This window comes from Gemmobacter caeruleus, from assembly GCF_008271655.1.
In the GTDB taxonomy this organism is placed as follows: domain Bacteria; phylum Pseudomonadota; class Alphaproteobacteria; order Rhodobacterales; family Rhodobacteraceae; genus Gemmobacter; species Gemmobacter caeruleus.
The window spans coordinates 451,920-471,139 of the sequence record NZ_VKKX01000011.1 but is presented as its reverse complement, the minus strand read 5'-3'; the positions used below and the strand labels follow the sequence as shown (position 1 = coordinate 471,139).

Genomic DNA, 19,220 nt, shown 5'->3' with positions numbered 1-19,220 from the left:
AACGCGAGGTTGTGTCGCACCCCCGCCGCCAAGCCTCGGGAAAGTCAGGCTTTTGGCGCCGCGATGACATAGGTGCCCGGTGCGGCGGCCAATACGGGATTGCTGGAATCACCCGGCACCCGGGCCGCCACCTGCTTGCCGGAGCGACTCGCCAGCCAGTCCTTCCAGCGCGGCCACCAGCTGCCGGGATGGAAGCTCGCCCCCGCCCACCAGTCATCCGCCGTCGTCATTTCGGCCTCGTTGGTATAGTGGCCATACTTGCCCTTGGAGGGCGGGTTGACGATGCCGGCGATATGCCCGCTTTCCGACACGATGAAGGTCTTGTCCTTCGACCCCATCTTCTTGATGCCGGTAAAGCTGCCCCGCCAGGCGGCGATGTGATCGGTTTCGCAGGCAACAGCGCAGAGCGGCACCTTCACGTCGGACAGCGACACGTTCTCGCCCAGAACGGGGAAGCTGTCGGCGGCGAAGCGGTTGCTCTGGCACAGGCCGCGCAGATATTCGACGGCCATCCGCGCCGGCAGGTTGGTGCCATCGCCATTCCAGAACAGCAGGTCAAAGGCCGGCGGCGCCTCGCCCATCATGTAGCTCTTGATCGCGGGCTGATAGATCAGGTCGTTCGACCGCAGGAAGCTGAAGGTGCGCGACATGAAGAACTTGTCCAGCACGCCATCCTGCGCCACCTGCCGTTCGATCCCGTCCACGAAATCATTGTCGAGGAACACCCCCACCTCGCCCGGATCGCTGAAATCGGTCAGCGTGGTGAAGAAGGTCGCGGATTTGACCGTCTTGTCGCCCTTCTTCTGCATATGCGCCAGCGTCAGGCTCAGCGTGGTGCCGGCGATGCAATAGCCGACCGCGTTGATCTGCTTTTCGCCGGTGATGCGCTTCACCTCCTCCATCGCGGCCAGATAGCCGTCGCGGACATAGTCATCCAGCCCCACATCGCGATAGCGCGCATCGGGGTTCACCCAGCTGACCACGAACAGGGTAAAGCCCTGATCGACGATCCATTTGATCAGGCTGTTCGCGGGCTTGAGGTCAAGGATGTAGAACTTGTTGATCCAGGGCGGAAAGATCAGCAGCGGCGTCTGATAGACCTTCTCGGTGGTCGGCGTATACTGGATCAGCTCCAGCATGTGAGTGCGGAAGACGACCGAGCCGGGGGTGGTGGCGATGTTCTCGCCCACGCGGAACGCCTCCTTGTCGGCCAGGGTGACCAGCAGGTCGCCGCGGCTGGCCTCGATGTCGCGCACCAGGTTTTCCAGCCCCTTGACCAGGCTTTCGCCATCGGTCGCCACCGCGCGTTCCAGCGCGTCCGGATTGGTGCCAAGAAAATTGGTGGGCGACATCAGATCCACGATCTGCCGGGTGAAATATTCGATCCGCCGGCGGTCATGGTCCTCCAGATGGTCCAGCCCCGAAACCGCGCCGGTGATCGCGTCGGAGTTGAACAGATATTGCTGCTTGAGGAAATTGAAGAACGGATGGGTATCCCAGAGCGGATTGGCGAATCGACGATCTTTCGGGCCGGGATTTTCGGGGGCCTTCAATTCGCCCTTGGTCAGCGCCTGCTGCGCCTCCACATAATGCTTCAGCGTCTTGCCCCAGTAGCCGACCTGCTGCTCGATGATTTTCGAGGGGTTCTGCATCATTTCCGCCACATAGGCGGTCGCAGCCTTCAGATAAACCTCTTGCGAAGGGCCCGAAAGCGCCGGATCTGCCTGTTTTTTCGCTGTTAGCGCTGCCGCGAGACGCTTCGACAGATCCTCGACCCGGGCGATATTGGCATTCAGCCTTTGCAGACGCGCATCCTCATCCTTGGTCTCGGTTGTCATATGAAGAATTCCCCCCTAATCTATTTCGCACATGCAGCATTCGCCTCCTCCCTCCGGCCACCCACCCGGAACCGAGGCAAAGCCACGGCCCGGCGGGCAAGGAGACGTGTATGAAGTATATGGCGACTTATGACGTTATGGAAACTGCCCGCAACACGAATGAGTGGCTTGGCGCCACCGCGCGGGCGATGGCTTCCTACCCGGTCTTCGCCCTGGCTGCCAACCCGATCTTCCAGCTGACCGCCGCCTGGGGCGAGGTGACCGAACGCACCTTCTCCCGCATGGTCACCAAACCCGACTGGGGCATCCGCTCCATCGTCGGCCCCGATGGCACCGATCACCTGGTGGACATCAAGCCGGTGGTGGAAAAGGATTTCGGCAACCTGATCCATTTCTCGGTCCGGCGCCGCGAAAAGATGGCGCGCCAGATCCTCGTGGTGACGCCGATGTCGGGGCATTACGCCACGCTGCTGCGCCCGACTGTTGCGTCGCTGCTGCCCGATGCCGATGTCTATGTGACCGACTGGCACAATGCCCGCGACATTCCGGTTTCCGCCGGCAAGTTCGACGTGGAGGATTACGTTCTCTACCTCGTCGATTTCATGCGCCATCTCGGCCCCGACACCCATGTCGTTGCCGTGTGCCAGCCGGTGCCGCTGACGCTTGCCGCGACCGCCTATCTGGCCGCCGAAGACCCCGAGGCGCAGCCGCGCTCGCTCACCCTGATGGGGGGGCCGGTCGATCCCGACGCCGCCGCGACCGAGGTCACCGATTTCGGCCGCCGCGTCACCATGGGCCAGCTGGAACATATGGCGATCCAGCGCGTCGGCTTCAAATACAAGGGCGCCGGGCGGCTGGTCTATCCGGGTCTGCTGCAACTTGCCGGCTTCATGTCGATGAATGCCGAACGCCACGGCAAGGCGTTCCAGGAACAGATCCTGCGCGTCGCGCGGGGTGAGGCGGGCGACCATGACGCGCATAACCGCTTTTATGACGAATATCTGGCCGTCATGGACATGACCGCCGAATTCTACCTCTCCACCGTGGAGCGCATCTTCAAGAACCGCGAGATTGCCCGCAACGAATTCGTCGTGGCCGGCAAGAAGGTGGATATGGGCGCAATCACCAGCGTCGCGGTCAAGATCGTCGAGGGCGAAAAGGACGATATCTCGGCCCCCGGCCAATGCCTTGCCGCGCTCAAGCTGCTGACCAACCTGCCCGACAGCAAGAAGGCCAGCCATCTGGAGCCGGGCGCCGGCCATTACGGCATCTTCGCCGGCAAATCCTGGCGCCTGAACATCCGCCCGCTGGTGCTGAACTTCATCGACGCCAATTCGGGCAAGCCCGGCAAGGCGCCGATCAAGCTCGCCTCGTCGAACTGATCAGACCAGAAGCATCGGGCCGCGCAGGAAGGTTTCCAGCGCGGCCGTCACCGCCTCCGGCGCCTCCAGCGGCAAGAGATGGCCCGCGCCCTCCAGGATCTTCATCCGGCCAAAGGGCATCATCTTGGCCACGAATTCATGCCGGCGCGGCGGCACCAGCGTATCGCTCCCGCCGCCCATGATCAGCGCCGGCAGCATGGCGCGACGCAGGGTCTTTTGCTGATCGGGCCGGCGCTGCATGGCGCGCGATTGCGCCAGGAACACCCCCTCGCCCAGAAACTCCGCCATTTCGCGCAGCCGCGCGGTCGTGCCTTCGGGGTTGGCCATGTCGGCCGGCGGATATTCCTCGGCCAGCGCCTGCCAAAGCCGCCCGGCCCGCGCCGCAACCATCCGCGCCTCGCGCGCGGCGGCAACCTGCGGCGCCTCGGGCAAGGGGTCGGTGGACAAAAGCGCGATGCGGCTGACACGGTCCAGCCCGCGGCGCAGCACCTCCAGCGCGATGGTGCCCCCCAGCCCCAGCCCCACCAGCGCGAAACGCGACGGCGCCTGGTCCAGCAGGCTGGCCGCCATGTCGGTGGCGCTCGCGCCGGTCGGCTGCATGACCATGACCGGGCGATGTTGGCTCAGATGCAGCAACTGATGCGCCCAAAGCCGGGCGTCACACATCAGCCCAGGCAGCAGGATGACCGGCTCCGTCATGGTGATTCTGTCTCTCATGCCTCTGCCCGAAGGTCGGCGCCCGCGGGTCATTTTCCGCCATCCTACAGCCCCCGCGCGGCCGAGACCAGTGGCGGCAACCGCACCGCGCGCCGGATCGGCTTTTGCACCACAGTATCGGATTTCGGCAATTCGACCAAAGGGACCAAAGATGAAGATCCGGGCAGAACGCACTGATTTTCGTCGAAAATCAGCGGCAATTGTCGCGCTCCGAAAGTTCCAAAATTACCGCAAATTCACAAGCCCGGCAAAATTTCCTCGATCGCCCGGGTCATGCGGTCCAGGCAATCCGGCGTCGAAAAGCGGTGATCGGCACCCTTGACCAGCGTCAGCACCAGATCCGGGCTATCGGCATGGTTCAGCAGCCGCAGCGCCACGGCGGGCGGCACGTCCACATCCGCCGTGCCCTGCAACAGCCGCACCGGAAAGCGCAGCGGCAGCGGGTCGCGCAGCACCAGATGGCGTCGTCCGTCCTCGATCAGCTTGCGGGTGATGATGTAAGGCTCATCGGAATATTCCGAGGGCTGCTCCAACCGCCCGGCCATCACTGCCGCGCGCTCGGCCTCGGTGAAACCCTGCCACATCAGATCCTCGGTGAAATCCGGCGCGGCGGCGATGCCGACCAGCCCGGCCACCCGTTCGGGCATCGCCCGTGCGACCAGCAGCGCCATCCAGCCCCCCATGGAGGAGCCGACGAGGATCTGCGGCCCCTCGGTCAGGCCGGCCACCGCCGCCATCGCATCCGCGGCCCAGTCACCGATGCAGCCATCCAGAAAATCGCCTGACGACTGGCCATGGCCGGAATAGTCAAACCGCAGGAAGGCGCGGCCCTGCGCCTCGGCCCAGGCTTGCAGATGCAGGGCCTTGGTGCCGGTCATGTCGGATTTGAACCCGCCAAGGAATACCACCCCCGGCCCCTTTCCTGCCGTGCGGTGATAGGCGATGCGGCGTCCTTGCGGCGTGGTCAGAAACTCGGGCATGGCATTCTCCTTTGCCCGTGTCATAGCAGAGCCGCGCGGCGCGGCTCAACCGATGCTCTGCGCCAGAACGCGGCCGATCTCGTTGAAACTGCGCCCGCTTTCGGCGCGCCATTGGTTGAAGGCCGCCTGCACCGGCAGCAGGGCCTTCTTCGACTTCGGCGCCGCATCCACCACGCCCTCCGCCACCAGCCGCGCCACCACGTCTTGCGACAGGATGAAGCTCTCTTTCCCCAGCCAGCGCAGCATATAGGCGCCGGTATTGCCGCCCAGCCGGCTGCCGTTCTTCGTCAGCCAGTCCAGCAGGCCGACATAATCCTCAGCCGGCCAGTCGGCGATGCGGCGGGCGAAGCCGCCCTCGCTTTCATCGACCCGGCGGATGAAGGCGGCATTGTCCCGGATCGCCGCGATCTTTGGCCCGCTGCGGATGACCCGGCTATCCCCCAGCAGCGCGTCGAACCAGTCATCATCCATCATCGACACCCGCCCCACATCGAAGCCGCCAAAAGCCTCTTCGATGCCCGGCCATTTGGCATCGACCACCGTCCAGCTGATGCCCGCCTGAAAGATGCCCCGCGCCATGGTGGCAAGCCAGCGATCCCCGGGAATGGCGGCCAGCTCTGCCGCCGGTTTCACCGGCATGGCGCCGGCCAGCACCGCTTCAGTGCTGCCCTTGCGGGCGGCGGCAATCGCCAGAATCTCGTCGAAGCTGCGCATCCCTGTCTCCGTCGTCACCCCCCGGCAGCGTGGCAGAAGGCCGGCGCCCGAACAAGACTTGACGCCGCCCCGCGCAAGGCGCAAAACCGCGCCACATACCCGCAACCGGGCGTTCCGTGGGCGCCAAACCGACGAGGAGGATGGCCATGAGCCAGATTTCCCTGACATTCCCCGATGGCAACAAGCGCGATTTCGCGGCCGGCGTCACGCCCGCCGAAGTGGCCGCCGCCATTTCGACCAGCCTTGCGAAAAAGGCGATCAGCGCGACGGTGAACGGCGCGCATTGGGATCTGCAATGGCCGATCCCGGCCGATGCCACCATCGCCATCCACACGATGCAGGACGAGGCACAGGGACTGGAACTGATCCGCCACGACCTCGCGCATATCATGGCCCGCGCCGTGCAGGAGATCTGGCCCGATGTGAAGGTCACCATCGGCCCGGTGCGCGACTATGGCTGGTTCTACGATTTCGACCGGGCCGAACCCTTCACGCCCGAGGATCTCGGCCAGATCGAGGCGCGGATGAAGCAGATCATCAACGCCCGCGAACCTGTCAAAACCGAACTTTGGGAACGTGCGCGCGCCGTCGAATACTATCGCGGTCGCGGCGAACCTTTCAAACTCGAACTTCTGGACCGGATCCCCGAGGGGCAGGACATCCGCATGTACTGGCATGGCGACTGGCAGGATCTGTGCCGGGGCCCGCATCTGCAACATACCGGCCAGGTGCCGGCCGATGCCTTCAAGCTGACCCATGTCGCCGGGGCCTACTGGCTGGGCGATGCCTCGCGCCCGATGCTCCAACGCATCTACGGCGTGGCCTTCCGCAACCGCGACGATCTCAAGGCGCATCTGACCATGCTGGAGGAGGCCGCCAAACGCGACCACCGCAAGCTGGGCCGCGAGATGGATCTGTTCCACCTTCAGGAAGAAGCGCCGGGGATGATCTTCTGGCACCCGAACGGCTGGACGGTCTATCGCACACTGGAAGATTACATGCGCAAGCGGCTGCGCGCGGCGGATTACAAGGAAATCAAGACGCCGCAAGTGGTTGACCGCGTGCTGTGGGAGAAATCCGGCCATTGGGAAGCCTATCGCGAGAACATGTTCATCGTGGAGGTGGACGAGGAAGGCGCCAAGGAAAAGCGCATCAACGCGCTGAAGCCCATGAACTGCCCCTGCCATGTGCAGGTCTATAATCAGGGCCTGAAATCCTATCGCGACCTGCCGCTGCGTCTGGCGGAATTCGGGTCGTGCCACCGCTATGAAAGCTCCGGCTCCATGCACGGGCTGATGCGGGTGCGCGGCTTCACGCAGGACGACGCGCATATCTTCTGCACCGAGGACCAGATCGAGGCGGAATGCGCGGGTTTCATCGGGCTGCTGTCCTCGGTCTACCGCGACCTGGGGTTCGAGAAGTTCGACATCAAGCTTTCGACCCGCCCCGATGTGCGTGTGGGCAGCGACGAGATCTGGGACAAGGCCGAAAGCGCCCTGGAAAAGGCGATCAAGGGGCTTGGCCTGCCCTATGAGATCAACCCCGGCGACGGGGCGTTCTACGGGCCGAAGCTGGACTTCAAGCTGACCGACGCGATCGGGCGCGAATGGCAATGCGGCACCTTCCAGGCCGATTTCAACCTGCCAGTGCGGCTGGATGCGGAATATGTCGGCGAAGATGGCGCGAAACACCGCCCCGTCATGCTGCACCGCGCCGTTCTGGGCTCGTTCGAGCGGTTCATCGGCATCCTGATCGAGAACTACGCGGGCAAACTGCCATTCTGGCTGGCGCCGCGTCAGGTGGTCGTGGCCTCCATCGTCTCGGATGCCGACGCCTATGTGCATGAGGTGGTCGCGGCGCTGAAGACCGCGGGCATCCGCGCCGAGGCGGATACGCGGAACGAGAAGATCAACTACAAGGTCCGCGAACATTCGGTCGGCAAGGTGCCGGTCATTCTGGCCATCGGCATGAAAGAGGTCGAGGAGCGCACGGTTTCGGTCCGGCGTCTGGGCGAACAGCGCACCGAAACTGCCTCGCTCGAGGCCATTCTGGCCGAGCTGGGCCGTGCGGCGGAAATGCCCTGAGCATCGACCGCGATGAGGTTCTGACTGGGCGGTTCCGGGCGCATCCCGGGCCGCCCAACCAAATTTTATTGCGTTTTTCAAAAGCCATGGCATCATTTCCTGCGTGACGACAGACTTTCGACCGCCTCCTGCCGACAGGCAGCCTGAGAAGTGGAAGACCTGGCTGCACGGCCCGCGGCAATTACGCCCCGGGATGGCTGACAAAGGAGAAGCGGCATGCCGACCGGCACCGTGAAATGGTTCAACGCCACCAAGGGTTATGGTTTCATTGCCCCCGATGATGGCGGCAAGGATGTGTTCGTTCATATCTCGGCGGTGGAACGCGCCGGCCTCAAAGGCTTGAACGACAATCAGAAAATCGCGTTCGAGCTGCAATCGGGCCGCGATGGCCGGTCCTCGGCCAGCGATCTGAAACTGCTCTGAACCCGGGCGGAAATGCGTGAAGCGGCCCCCTTTTCGGGGGCCGTTTTCATGCCAGCAGCGCCGTTTGCACCGCCTCGTCCCAGCCCAGCCAGAATTGGCCGTCGGCCTCGATCACCGGGCGTTTCATCACCGTGGGCTGGGCCGCGATCTGCGCCTCAGGCTCTGATTCCCTGAGGAAATCCGAGAAAGACCGATAGGTGGTGGAGGATTTGTTGATCAGCCCCCCGCCGAATTCGGCGACCAGCCGGGCGATTTCGGCCTCGGTCAGCGGGGTCTTGCGGATATCGCGAAATTCAACGCGGCGCCCTGCCCCCTCAAGGGCCTTGAGCGCCTTCTTGCAGGTGTCACAGGTCGGGATGCCATAGAGGATCATCGAGGGCTCCTTTCAGCCAGGTCCGCGGCGCGGTCAGTCCGCGGCCACACAATGCGGGGTGATGCCGATCGCCAGCACCGGGCAGCCGCCATTGCGCCCGGCATCCAGCCGATAGAGCAGCTTGCCCATCCAGGTCGTCGAGGCGCCATATTTCTTGTGGACATCGCCGGCACCTTCGCTGCCATCCTTGGCCAGAACCTTGCCAAGGCCGCGAAAGAAATCGGTATTCATCGCAGTGCCCCGCGTGATGATGATGCCCACATCAATCGCCCCGGCCTCATAGAACGCCGAAAAGGCATAGAGATCGCGGTCATAGGTCTGGTCCTTGCTGTTCCATTCCAGATCCAGCGCGACGCGGCCTTTCACGAAATCAATCCGGTGCCCATCCAGATAGCCTTCGCGGGTATAGCTGGAAAAGGTGGCGTCGCCCTTGGGCGACATCAGCCGGACATGCAGATCCGCCGCGATCCGGGTCTCGCGCCACTCCGCGTCAAACAGCGTGTCGATATATTTCGCGATCTCGGATTTGCTGCCGCCGGGTGTGCGGATCTGGCGCCGCGTGATGCGCAGCTGGCGCAGCGCGCTGACCAGATCGTCATATTGCGCGGGAAAGCTGTGCTTCAGGATGCCCGCCGCATTGCGGTAGGAAAACACCTCATACCGCGCCAGAAGGTCGGCCGGCAGCAGCGGGGCCAGCGTCTCGGCGCGGTCGGCATTGCGGCCGGCGGAAACGTCATCCAGCCGCGCGGGCGCGTCACCCTCGTCCTGCGCCATGGCAGCTCATTCCGCCGCGCTGAGGCTGGAATTGTATTTGTAGGTCTTCCAGGTCGGTTCATAACTGTCATCGGCCTGATTGCCCCAGACCGACCAGCCCGGCCGTTCCCCCCGCGCGAACAGTTCGAGATAGGGGCCGAAAGAGCAGGATTCGATGATGCCATATTGCTCATCCGGCTTGCGCGAATGTTCGCGCTTGCGGGTCTTGAGCAGATCGCCGTCCGGCTCCTCCGCCTCCAGGAAATTCACCTGCGACCGGCCCGGGGCCAGGGTGCGGGCGTTCTTGCCGCGGGTGCCGAACAGCAGGATCTCGGTCACATTGCGGAAATAGAAACCGACGCCGCGCCCGTCTGGCCCGCCATCCTTGCGGATCTTCTGCCAGATCAGGTTGGATTTGTAGGTAAAGCCCCAGGCCGCCATCACCCGCAACCCGTCAGGCAGCAGCGCATTGGGCACCCAGAGGTAAAGATGCGCCGGATCGTCGGCCAGATCGGCCACCGGCATGGCGCAGATGTCATCCAGCGTCATGGTCACATAGCGGTTCAGCCGCTTGTGTTCGGGGGCGACCTTGCCGGTCTTGTTCTGGAACTGCCAGGGCGGGTCGGCCATGATCGTTCCGAATTTCTGGCCGTTCAACTGGTCGAACATGCTGTGCCTTTTGTGGTTCGGAGCGCCCGCTGCGCCAAAGGATGCCAGTGAAAGGTTATCGCGCGGCAAATCGCCTCTGCAAGCGGGATCAGCCCCAGACCTCGGTGAACTCGCGCCATTCGCCCTTGCTCATGCCGCTGTCCTCTTGCCCGACCACCTCGCCGGCAAGGCGGCGTTTCAGCACCGCCACGGCCTTGCCCGACAGCGTGGCGCCGCCCATGCGGTAATCCTCGAAGGCGGCAAAGGCCACCGGCACCCAATCGGCGACCACGCGGGCTATCGCCTCGGCATAGACGCGGATTTCGTATTGCGCATGGGCATCGGCACGCAGGCGCAGGAAATGGAACAGGTTGTGCAGATCGACCTTCCAATACCATTGCGTATAGATATTGGCGGGCAGGTTCATCCGCGCCAGTTCGCGCGCCAGGCCCTGCTGGCCGTCCTGGCTGAGCATTTCCTCGTAATGGTCATAGCTGCGCGCCGCGTCGGATTTCAGGATCTCCAGCACCCGCGCGGCCTCGGCCCCGGCCAGCACCGCGCCGCGGCCCTGATTGTTCACGGTCGATTGCGCCGCCAGATGTTCGGGCTGCGGGATGTAGAATTCGCGGTCCATGATCGAATAGCGCGCGCTGTATTCGTTCACATTGGCGGTGCGGTGGCGGATCCATTGCCGCGCGACAAAGATCGGCAGCTTCACATGCAGCTTCAACTCGCACATCTCGAACGGGGTCGAATGCCAGTGCCGCATCAGATAGCGGATCAGGCCGCTGTCATCGTTCACCTTCTTCGTGCCCGCGCCATAGCTGACCCGCGCCGCCTGCACGATGGCGGCATCATTGCCCATATAGTCGATCACCCGGACAAAGCCGTGATCCAGCACTTCATGCGCGCGATAGAGATGCGCCTCTGCCCCTTCGGAGACCGCCCGCAGCGTGGGGCGCGGCGTCGCGCGCAGATCTTCGATTTCGGCAAGCTGTTCGGGCGTCAGCGGCATGGGGGCGTGTCCTTGATCAGAATCACGGCACTATAACCCGGCTTGCCCCGGCATGAAACGCCAAGGCCATATATAGGGGGCGAAAAGCCGCAGATCTCCAGATACGGGGGTGCGTTGCCGGCCCAAACCCCGCGCGCGGCACAGAGGCCACGCCGGACACGAAACTGCACGCCTCACATTGACTTGAGGGGCGGTTGCAGGGACATTTGTCGCAACACGACAAAGGCAAGAGCGGGCGAGATCATGGATGCGAGAGTGACGATTGCGGCGCTGCTGCTGCTGGCTGCATGCGGCGGCAATCCCTTTCCGACGGACGGAACGGATGGCGGCACCGACGGGGGCACCGATGGCGGCACCGACAGCGTGGCGGTGCCCGAAGCGCTGGCGGCCAGCGTCAGCGCCGCGGCCTATGACGCCAGCAAGGACGAGCTGAAACTGGCGGTCACGCTGGATTCCTCGCCCAAGATGGTGACCTACAAGCGTTACAAGAAACTCGACCTTGCAGGCTACAAGGCCTTCAAGATGCAGGAAGACCCGCTTGACCGCATGTTCGTCGCGCTGACCGCGCAATCGAAAGACGGCAAGACCCGCGCCGTCACCGCCGCCGATGGCGGGCAGTTCTCGCATTACTATGGCGGCGGCTACTACGAACGCGACGGCAATTTCGACCGCCCGCCGGTCACCTCGGCCGACAAGGGCACCGGGCTTGTCAGCTATGCCGGCAAATATGTCGCGCTGCAAAACCTTGATGCGCCGGGCAATCCCGATGTGCTGCCCGTGCCGGTCGGCACCGATCCGGCGATCCTGCCCAGCCAGCCCGCGCGCGTGCGCGGCGACATCTTCCTGAACGCCGATTTCACCGACAACGCGATCAACGGCAAGATCTACAACCGCGTGATCGTGGACGGGCGCATCGCGCTCAATGACGTGATCCTGGTCCCGACCGAAATCACCGATCAGGGCACCTTCGAGGGTGAGACCGCTGCGGTGAACCAGAATCAGGACCAGATCTCGGGCAGTTATGGCGGGATCTTCGGCGGCAAGGATTCGTCCAGCGTCGCCGGGCTCGTGCATCTGGACCAGTTCCTTGACGATGCCGATCTCGAGGAAGAACACGGCGTCTTCGTGCTGACGCAATGCGGGCAAAAGGGCGATGCGGCGATCTGTGACGCGGTCGAACCCAAGTAACGGGTCGCGTCAGGGCGCGGGGCGGCTGGCCGCCCTCGCCGCAGCGCTGCTTCTGGCCGCCGCGCCCCTGCGGGCCGAGGATGTGCGCCTGCCGGTCGAAACCGTGCGCGCCGCCGCCGTGGCCGCCGTGCAGGCCGGCGCGCTGGATGATGCGCAGGCGCTGGCCCAGCGTCTGCTGCTGGTCGATGGGTCTGACCCGCTGGCGCGGCAGGTGCTGGCCATGGTCGCACTGGCGCGCGGCGATCTGCCCGCGGCCCGGCAGGCCGCCCGCGCCGCCTATGGCGCCGCCCGCAGCCCCCGGCAAAAGCATGAGGCCGCAAAGCTTGCCGCCGTCGTCGCCGCCCGCGAGGAGCGCGGGATCGCGCTGCGCTACTGGCTGCGGCAGGCGGGCGATGCCAGCCCCACCACCGCCGAGCGGCGCGAGACGGTGGCCGCGCTGAACGCGGTGCGCGACCGTTCCCCCTGGGAGGCGCGGCTGCGCTTTTCCGTCAGCCCGTCGGACAATGTGAATGGCGGCGCCGACAGCGCCTTCAACATCATCGACGGCCGCCCCGAGGTGGGGATGCTGAACGGTGACGCGCAGGCACTGGCCGGGGTGGTGGCGCAACTGGGCGCCGACCTGTCCTGGCGGCTGGCGCGCGGCGCGCGCAGCGAAACCCGCTTGACCTTCGGCCTTGATCTGGAGCGCGTGCGCCTGACCCGCGCCGCCCGGCGCCAGGCGGTGCTGCTGACCAATGGCGATCTGGCGGAAAGCGATCTGGAAATCGGCCTCGATCATCAGCGCATCGACGCCGACGGGCGCGGCAGCTGGGATTTCGGCCTGACGCTGGGGCTGGGCGACGATGGCGGCAGCGGCACGCGATCGGCCAGCCTGTCGGTCAGCCGGGCCATGATGGCGGGCAACCGCACGCGGCTGCAATTCGGTGCCGAATGGGCGGTGGAACAGGGCGCGCAAAGCGGCGCGCCGGTGCAGCGCATTCCGCGCCTGTCGCTCTCGGCGCAGCATCGGCTGGAAAGCGGGGCGCGGCTGGGCCTGTCGCTCGCCGCCTATGAGGTGCAGAGCGTCAGCCTGCAACGCGCCCGCCATGGCGGCTATGCGCAGCTGAGCTTTACCCCCGCCTCGGGCATCGGCCCCTTTGACATCAGCGGCGCCATCGGCGCGAGCTTTGCCACCTATCCCGATTACCGCGTCGGCATCATCACCCCGCCGGGCGGCCGGCAGGACCGTTCGATCTTTGGCGAGGTGACGCTGGTCGCGCGCGAGGTCAGCTGGGCCGGCTTTTCGCCGCAACTGACCCTGCGCGCCAGCCGCAACGACAGCAATATCTCGCGCTTTGACACGGTGACGACCGGGGTGCTTCTGGGGCTGCAATCGCGGTTCTGACATTGGTATCCGTGCTGCACGGCCCTATGTTGGGCCGACAAGGAAGGAGACCCGAGATGACCATCCGCTACCTGCACACCATGGTCCGCGTGCTGGACCTGGAAAAATCCATGGCCTTTTACCGCCTGCTGGGGCTGGAGGAAACGCGGCGCATCGACAATGACAAGGGCCGCTTCACCCTGGTCTTCATGGCGCCCCCCGGCCAGCCCGAATGCCCGGTCGAGCTGACCCATAACTGGGATGGCGACAGCGGCCTGCCCGCCGACAGCCGGCATTTCGGCCATCTCGCCTATGCGGTGGACGATATCTATGCCACTTGCGCGGCACTTCAGGCGCAGGGCGTGGTGATCAACCGTCCGCCGCGCGACGGGCATATGGCCTTTGTGCGCTCGCCCGACAATGTGTCGATCGAACTGCTGCAAAAGGGCGAATCGCTGCCCCCGGCCGAGCCCTGGGCCTCGATGCCCAATACCGGCCACTGGTAGGCGCCGGCACAGAAGCGCTTGCCATTGCGGCGGCGCCACGGCAGGACAGGCAGATGCAGGATCGTGCTTTCTTGAATGTCACGGCGTCGCTGACCGGGCGGCGCTGGATCGGCCCCGCCCCCGAGGCGCTGCGCCTGGCCGAGGCCATGGCGCAACAGACCCGCCTGCCGCCGGCACTGTGTCAGGTGCTGGTGGCGCGCGGCGTGACCCCTGCCGATGCGGCAGGGTTCCTTGCCCCGGCGCTGCGCGATCTCTTGCCCGATCCGCTGACGCTGCGCGACATGGCCCCGGCAGCGGCACGGCTGTTGCAGGCGGTCGCGGGGCGCGAACGCATCGCGATCTTTGCCGATTACGATGTGGATGGCGGCGCCTCGGCGGCGCTGCTGCTGGTCTGGCTGCGCGCGCTTGGCCGGCCCGCCACCCTCTATATCCCTGACCGCATCGACGAGGGCTATGGCCCCAACGAACCGGCGATGCAGGCGCTGGCCGCGCGCCATGACCTGATCATCTGCGTCGATTGCGGCACGCTCAGCCATGGCCCGATCGCCGCCGCCAAGGGCGCCGATGTCGTGGTGCTGGATCACCATCTGGGCGGCGAGACCCTGCCCCCCGCCCTGGCCGTGGTGAACCCCAACCGCCAGGACGAGGATGGCAGCCTCGCCCATCTCTGCGCCGCCTCGGTCGTGTTCCTGCTGCTGGTCGAGGCCAACCGCCGCCTGCGCACCGAGGGGCATCAGGGCCCCGATCTGATGGCGCTGCTCGATCTGGTCGCGCTGGCCACGGTGGCCGATGTCGCGCCGCTGATCGGCGTGAACCGCGCCTTCGTGCGTCAGGGCCTGCGCGTCATGGCGCGGCGCGACCGGCCGGGCCTTTGCGCGCTGGCCGATGTGGCGCGGATGGACAACGCACCCACGCCCTATGCGCTTGGCTTTCTGCTGGGGCCGCGGGTGAATGCCGGCGGGCGCATCGGCCAGGCCGATCTGGGCGCGCGGCTGCTCGCCACCGATGACCCGGCCGAGGCCGCCGCGCTGGCGGAACGGCTCGATCAGCTCAATACCGAACGGCGCGAGATCGAGGCCGCCGTGCGCGCCGCCGCTCTGGCCCAGGCTGAGGCGCGGGGCCTTGATGGCCCGCTGGTCTGGGCCGCCGGCGAAGGCTGGCATCCCGGCGTGGTCGGCATCGTCGCCGCCCGGCTGAAAGAGGCGACCAACCGCCCCGCCGTGGTGATCGGGCTGGACAAGGGCATCGGCAAGGGGTCGGCCCGGTCGGTCACCGGCGTCGATCTGGGCGCCGCCGTGCAGCGCGTGGCGTCCGAGGGGCTGCTGATCAAGGGCGGCGGGCACAAGATGGCCGCGGGCCTTACCGTGGCGCAGGACCAGCTTGAACCGGCGATGGAGCGTCTGGGCGCCCTGCTCGCCCGGCAAGGCGCCGGCACGCAAGGCCCGGCCGATCTGGCGCTGACCAGCCTTCTGGCCCCGGGGGCCGCCACGCTCGATCTGGTCGAACAGATCGAATCGGCCGGCCCCTTTGGCGCCGCCGCCCCCGCCCCGCGCTTTGCCTTTGCCGATTGCGCGGTGCAGGCGCGGCGCATCGGCGAAAACCACCTGCGACTCAGCTTTGGCGACGGCATGGGCGCGCGGCTTGAGGCCGTGGCCTTTGGCGCCTTTGACGGCCCGCTTGGCCCGGCGCTCGACAATCCCGGCCATCAGCGCTTCCACCTGGCCGGCAAGCTGGAGATCAACAGCTATGGCGGCCGCAACCGCGTGCAATTGCGCCTCGAAGACGCGGCGCGCGCCTGACATGCGCGCCTTCATTTTTCCTCTTGCAGCCCCCGCGCCGCCCGGCTAAACACCGCCTCACCCAGCGTGGCCCGTTCGTCTATCGGTTAGGACGTCAGGTTTTCAACCTGAAAAGAGGGGTTCGACTCCCCTACGGGCTGCCACATTCCCACAGGACTTTCCTCGACGCGCCCCATGGCGGCGAATTTGCGCTTTTGCAAACCGGGCCAGCGGCTTACCCTGCCTGTGCAGCAGAGGCGCAGAAAAGGGGCACCGCATGAACATCATCTGGCTCGGCCATTCCGGCTTTCGGATCGAGATCGAACAGGCGGTCCTGCTGGTCGATCCCTGGCTCGACGGCAACCCGATGTTCCCCGAGACCCGCCGCGCCGAGGCACTGCGCGGCGCGACCCATGTCCTGCTGACCCATGGCCATGGCGACCATACCGGCAGCGCCCTGTCCATCGCACGCGAATGCGACATCCCGCTGGTGGGCAGCTATGACATGGTCAGCTTCTGGCAAGAGGATGCCGAGGTAAAGGGCATCGGCTTCAACAAGGGCGGCACGGTCGATCTGGGCGGCGCCCGGGTCACGATGGTGAACGCCGCGCATTCCTCGTCGATCCAGGGCCAGCAGGGGCCGATCTATGCCGGGGGCGAGGCCGGCTTCATGATCGCGGGCGAGGGCCACACGATCTACCTCTCCGGCGATACCGACATCATGGCTGACATGGCCTGGATGGCCGAATACCACCAGCCCGATATCGGCATCCTGTCGGCCGGCGGCCATTTCACCATGGACATGCGGCGCGCGGCCTTTGCGGTGCGCAAGTATTTCAACTTCCGCATGGTGATTCCCTGCCATTACCGCACCTTCCCGCTGCTCGCGCAGGATGCGTCGGAATTGCGCGCCGGCGTGCCCGCCGGGGTGCAGGTCATCGAACCCGAGGTGCTGGTGCCGATCCAGGTCTGAGGCGCGCGCGCCTCAACCCGCGGGGGCGGCCTCGCAATCGGGGTTGCCGAATTTCGCCGTGCAGGCCCTGACGGTGCAGGCCTTGATCTGCACCTCGCGCCGGTCACGGTTCAGATCCACCGTCTCCACATCGGTATAGGGCACATCCTCCAGCCGCATCTGCGGCACACAGATGCGCTTGTCGCCCTTGCCCTTGCAGATCTCCTGCCCGGTCGGGATCTCGATATATTTCACCCGCTGCACGATGCGCTGCACATATTTCGGCGGGATCTTCTGCATCCACTCCGCCCGGCAGACCGATTGTTCGGCGCGGAATTCGGGGGTTCCGCAGGATCCCAGTAACAACAGCGCGGGCAGAACCAGGACAACGGCACGCATGATGGCTCCTTGCGAACGGGCCCGGACACGGCCCTTGCGAAAAGGGAACGCCCGGCCCGGGCCGATGTCAAGCCCCGCGCCGCCCTGCGAAGAAGTCGCGCAGCAATGCCGCCGCCTCGGCCTCGGCCAACCCGTCATAGACCTCGGGCACATGATGGCATTGCGGATGCGCAAAGACCCGCGCGCCCACGGCCACCCCGCCCGATTTGGGATCGGCAGCCCCGTAATACAGCCGCCCGATCCGCGCCGCCGCGATGGCCGCGGCGCACATCGGGCACGGCTCCAGCGTGACATAGAGGTCATGCCCGGTCAGCCGCTCCTGCCCCAACCGCGCACAGGCGGCGCGGATCGCCAGCATCTCGGCATGGGCGGTCGGGTCGTTCAGCTCCCGCGTGCGGTTGCCGGCCCGGGCCACCACCGCCCCGCCGGCATCGACGATCACCGCCCCCACCGGCACCTCGCCCCGCGCCGCGGCCGCCCGCGCCTCGTCCAGCGCCTGATCCATATATGAACGAAAACCGCGCACCGTTGCCCTTTCCGCGTTCCGACCGTAATTTGCACCTTGCCGAAATACTCTCGGGGGTCCGGGGGCAGACAGCCCCCGGGGCATCCCGCCCCGATCCCCCTTCTACATGCCGGGAAAGCCATGCCAGAACAAGACAAGCCCAAAGCGGCCCGCAAACCCGTGGCGCAACCGGCGGCGAAAACGCCCGAGGGCGAACGCATCGCCAAGGTTCTCTCGCGCGCCGGCGTCGCCTCGCGCCGCGAGGCCGAAAGGCTGATCGAGGCCGGCGAGGTCAAGGTGAACGGCCGCGTCATCACCTCGCCCGCGCTCAATATCACCGACAAGGACCGCATCACCGTCTCCGGTCAGCCGCTGGCGGAAAAGGAACCCGTCCGCGTCTGGCTCTATTACAAGCCCGAGGGGCTGGTCACGTCGGCCTCCGACGAAAAGGGCCGCGAAACCGTGTTCGACGCGCTGCCGCCCGACATGCCGCGCGTGATGTCCATCGGGCGGCTTGACCTCAATTCCGAAGGGTTGCTGCTTCTGACCAATGACGGCGGGCTGAAGCGCAAGCTGGAACTGCCCTCGACCGGCTGGCTGCGCAAATATCGCGTGCGGCTGCATGGCAACCCGACCGACGCGGATTTCGAGCCGCTCCGCAAGGGGATCGAGGTCGAGGGCGAGCGTTTCCAGCCGATGCAGGTCACGCTTGACCGGGTGCAGGGCGCGAATGCCTGGGCCACGGTGGGCCTGCGCGAAGGCAAGAACCGCGAGATCCGCCGCGCCATGTCGGCCATCGGGCTGACGGTGAACCGGCTGATCCGCATCTCCTACGGCCCCTTCCGCCTCAATGAGCTGGAGCCGGGCCAGGTCGAGGAAATCCGCCCCCGCGTGCTGCGCGACCAGCTGGGCTTTGACCCCAATGGTGACACCCCCGAGGGCGCCGCGCCCGCCCCCGCCGGCGACCGGCTGCGCAAACCCAGCCGCAGCGGCAAGATCCACCCCGAGGAGGACCGCGCGCCCCGCGCCCGGGCGACTGCCGCGAAACCCGCGCGCGGCGTCGCCGACAGCGCCGCCGACCGCCCCGCCCGCAAGGGCAGCGCCGGCGCGCGGCTCAAGGCCTCGGCCGATCGCTATCTCGACGCGATCGACACCCGTCCGCCGCGCGGCAAACCCGCCGCCGCCCGGCCCGAAGGCCCGGTGGCCCGCGGCAAGCCCGCCACCACAGACAAATCCGCCCCCCGCACCGCCGGCAAGCCCGCCACCGGCAAGCCGGAGGCCAAATCCGGCCCGAAATCCCCGGCCCGGTCCGGCACGGCCAAGCCGCGCAGCGCGGGCCCGCGCACGACGCCGCCCTCGGGCGGGTCGCGCGGCCCGTCGCGGCGCGGCTGACTTTCAGGCGTTCAAAGGGGGAGCATCGCGCGCTTTTTCCCGGTCACGGCACTGGCACGACGCCCGGGCCGTGCCTATAGTCAACCAGGGTCGCCAGACCCATTTCCCGCCCGGCCGCCCGCCGGCCCTGCCCCGGAGGCCCGATGTCCGCATCCGCCCTGCAAACCCTCAGCTTCGTGCTGTTCGTCGCCTTGGCGCTGTATACCGCCT

At 66.1% G+C, this 19,220-nt stretch carries 19 protein-coding genes and 1 tRNA gene; 10 read left to right on the top strand and 10 right to left on the bottom strand.

The window, feature by feature from the left end:
* Positions 1-44: 44 nt before the first annotated feature.
* Positions 45-1,838, bottom strand: coding sequence for a PHA/PHB synthase family protein (locus FOA17_RS04825; protein WP_149140328.1), 1,794 nt, complete (start codon positions 1,836-1,838; stop codon positions 45-47).
* A gap of 110 nt (positions 1,839-1,948) precedes the next feature.
* Here FOA17_RS04825 and phaZ point away from each other — a divergent pair, with 110 nt between their 5' ends.
* The gene (gene phaZ / locus FOA17_RS04820; protein ID WP_149140327.1) at positions 1,949-3,220 is read left to right on the top strand and encodes a polyhydroxyalkanoate depolymerase; all 1,272 of its coding nucleotides are present in this window, start codon (positions 1,949-1,951) and stop codon (positions 3,218-3,220) included.
* Here phaZ and FOA17_RS04815 read toward each other — a convergent pair whose 3' ends face one another.
* From FOA17_RS04815 to FOA17_RS04805, 3 genes are all read right to left on the bottom strand, one after another.
* Positions 3,221-3,919: an alpha/beta fold hydrolase gene (locus FOA17_RS04815; protein WP_203232265.1), complete on the bottom strand. Its 699-nt coding sequence runs from the start codon at positions 3,917-3,919 to the stop codon at positions 3,221-3,223.
* Positions 3,920-4,173: 254 nt separating this feature from the next.
* On the bottom strand, positions 4,174-4,917 hold the full coding sequence (locus tag FOA17_RS04810) for an alpha/beta fold hydrolase (protein ID WP_149140325.1): 744 nt from the start codon (positions 4,915-4,917) through the stop codon (positions 4,174-4,176).
* Positions 4,918-4,962: 45 nt separating this feature from the next.
* Positions 4,963-5,631 carry a DNA-3-methyladenine glycosylase I gene (locus FOA17_RS04805; protein ID WP_149140324.1) on the bottom strand — a complete coding sequence of 223 codons (669 nt, stop codon included), beginning with the start codon at positions 5,629-5,631 and terminating at the stop codon, positions 4,963-4,965.
* 146 nt (positions 5,632-5,777) lie between these two features.
* On the opposite strand from FOA17_RS04805, the gene thrS reads away from it, so the two are divergent.
* Together thrS and FOA17_RS04795 are read left to right on the top strand one after the other, a co-directional pair.
* Positions 5,778-7,715: a threonine--tRNA ligase gene (thrS, locus tag FOA17_RS04800; RefSeq protein ID WP_149140323.1), complete on the top strand. Its 1,938-nt coding sequence runs from the start codon at positions 5,778-5,780 to the stop codon at positions 7,713-7,715.
* 216 nt (positions 7,716-7,931) lie between these two features.
* Positions 7,932-8,138 (top strand): cold-shock protein, encoded by a 207-nt coding sequence (locus FOA17_RS04795; RefSeq protein ID WP_149140322.1) that lies wholly within the window; start codon positions 7,932-7,934, stop codon positions 8,136-8,138.
* A gap of 46 nt (positions 8,139-8,184) precedes the next feature.
* Here the strand turns inward: FOA17_RS04795 and FOA17_RS04790 are convergent, their stop codons facing one another.
* The 4 genes from FOA17_RS04790 to thyX all read right to left on the bottom strand — a co-directional run bounded on the left by FOA17_RS04790 (position 8,185) and on the right by thyX (position 10,927).
* Positions 8,185-8,511, bottom strand: coding sequence for an arsenate reductase family protein (locus tag FOA17_RS04790; RefSeq protein WP_149140321.1), 327 nt, complete (start codon positions 8,509-8,511; stop codon positions 8,185-8,187).
* Between the two features lie 33 nt (positions 8,512-8,544).
* Positions 8,545-9,285: a BglII/BstYI family type II restriction endonuclease gene (locus tag FOA17_RS04785; protein ID WP_149140320.1), complete on the bottom strand. Its 741-nt coding sequence runs from the start codon at positions 9,283-9,285 to the stop codon at positions 8,545-8,547.
* 6 nt (positions 9,286-9,291) lie between these two features.
* Entirely contained in the window at positions 9,292-9,933 is a 642-nt protein-coding gene (locus FOA17_RS04780) for an MT-A70 family methyltransferase (RefSeq protein ID WP_149140319.1), read from the bottom strand.
* Positions 9,934-10,021: 88 nt separating this feature from the next.
* Positions 10,022-10,927 (bottom strand): FAD-dependent thymidylate synthase, encoded by a 906-nt coding sequence (gene thyX / locus FOA17_RS04775; RefSeq protein ID WP_149140318.1) that lies wholly within the window; start codon positions 10,925-10,927, stop codon positions 10,022-10,024.
* Between the two features lie 243 nt (positions 10,928-11,170).
* Between thyX and FOA17_RS04770 the strand changes: the two genes are divergently transcribed.
* The 6 genes from FOA17_RS04770 to FOA17_RS04745 all read left to right on the top strand — a co-directional run bounded on the left by FOA17_RS04770 (position 11,171) and on the right by FOA17_RS04745 (position 16,735).
* Positions 11,171-12,115, top strand: coding sequence for a thymidylate synthase (locus tag FOA17_RS04770; RefSeq protein WP_149140317.1), 945 nt, complete (start codon positions 11,171-11,173; stop codon positions 12,113-12,115).
* Positions 12,081-13,499 carry a hypothetical protein gene (locus tag FOA17_RS04765; RefSeq protein WP_149140316.1) on the top strand — a complete coding sequence of 473 codons (1,419 nt, stop codon included), beginning with the start codon at positions 12,081-12,083 and terminating at the stop codon, positions 13,497-13,499. Before FOA17_RS04770 ends, FOA17_RS04765 begins: the two co-directional genes overlap by 35 nt.
* 56 nt (positions 13,500-13,555) lie before the next feature.
* Complete coding sequence (locus FOA17_RS04760; protein WP_149140315.1) at positions 13,556-13,984, top strand: VOC family protein; 429 nt, start codon at positions 13,556-13,558, stop codon at positions 13,982-13,984.
* Between the two features lie 53 nt (positions 13,985-14,037).
* Positions 14,038-15,783, top strand: a complete 1,746-nt coding sequence (gene recJ, locus FOA17_RS04755; RefSeq protein WP_149140314.1) for a single-stranded-DNA-specific exonuclease RecJ — start codon at positions 14,038-14,040, stop codon at positions 15,781-15,783.
* Positions 15,784-15,851: 68 nt separating this feature from the next.
* A tRNA-Glu gene (locus tag FOA17_RS04750) sits at positions 15,852-15,926 on the top strand.
* 113 nt (positions 15,927-16,039) lie between these two features.
* Positions 16,040-16,735 carry a metal-dependent hydrolase gene (locus tag FOA17_RS04745; RefSeq protein WP_149140313.1) on the top strand — a complete coding sequence of 232 codons (696 nt, stop codon included), beginning with the start codon at positions 16,040-16,042 and terminating at the stop codon, positions 16,733-16,735.
* Positions 16,736-16,747: 12 nt separating this feature from the next.
* Here FOA17_RS04745 and FOA17_RS04740 read toward each other — a convergent pair whose 3' ends face one another.
* Both FOA17_RS04740 and FOA17_RS04735 read right to left on the bottom strand, forming a co-directional pair.
* Complete coding sequence (locus FOA17_RS04740) at positions 16,748-17,113, bottom strand: hypothetical protein (protein WP_149140312.1); 366 nt, start codon at positions 17,111-17,113, stop codon at positions 16,748-16,750.
* Positions 17,114-17,180: 67 nt separating this feature from the next.
* Positions 17,181-17,618, bottom strand: coding sequence for a nucleoside deaminase (locus tag FOA17_RS04735; RefSeq protein ID WP_149140311.1), 438 nt, complete (start codon positions 17,616-17,618; stop codon positions 17,181-17,183).
* Positions 17,619-17,759: 141 nt separating this feature from the next.
* On the opposite strand from FOA17_RS04735, the gene FOA17_RS04730 reads away from it, so the two are divergent.
* The gene (locus FOA17_RS04730) at positions 17,760-19,010 is read left to right on the top strand and encodes a pseudouridine synthase (protein ID WP_149140310.1); all 1,251 of its coding nucleotides are present in this window, start codon (positions 17,760-17,762) and stop codon (positions 19,008-19,010) included.
* Positions 19,011-19,220: the final 210 nt, after the last annotated feature.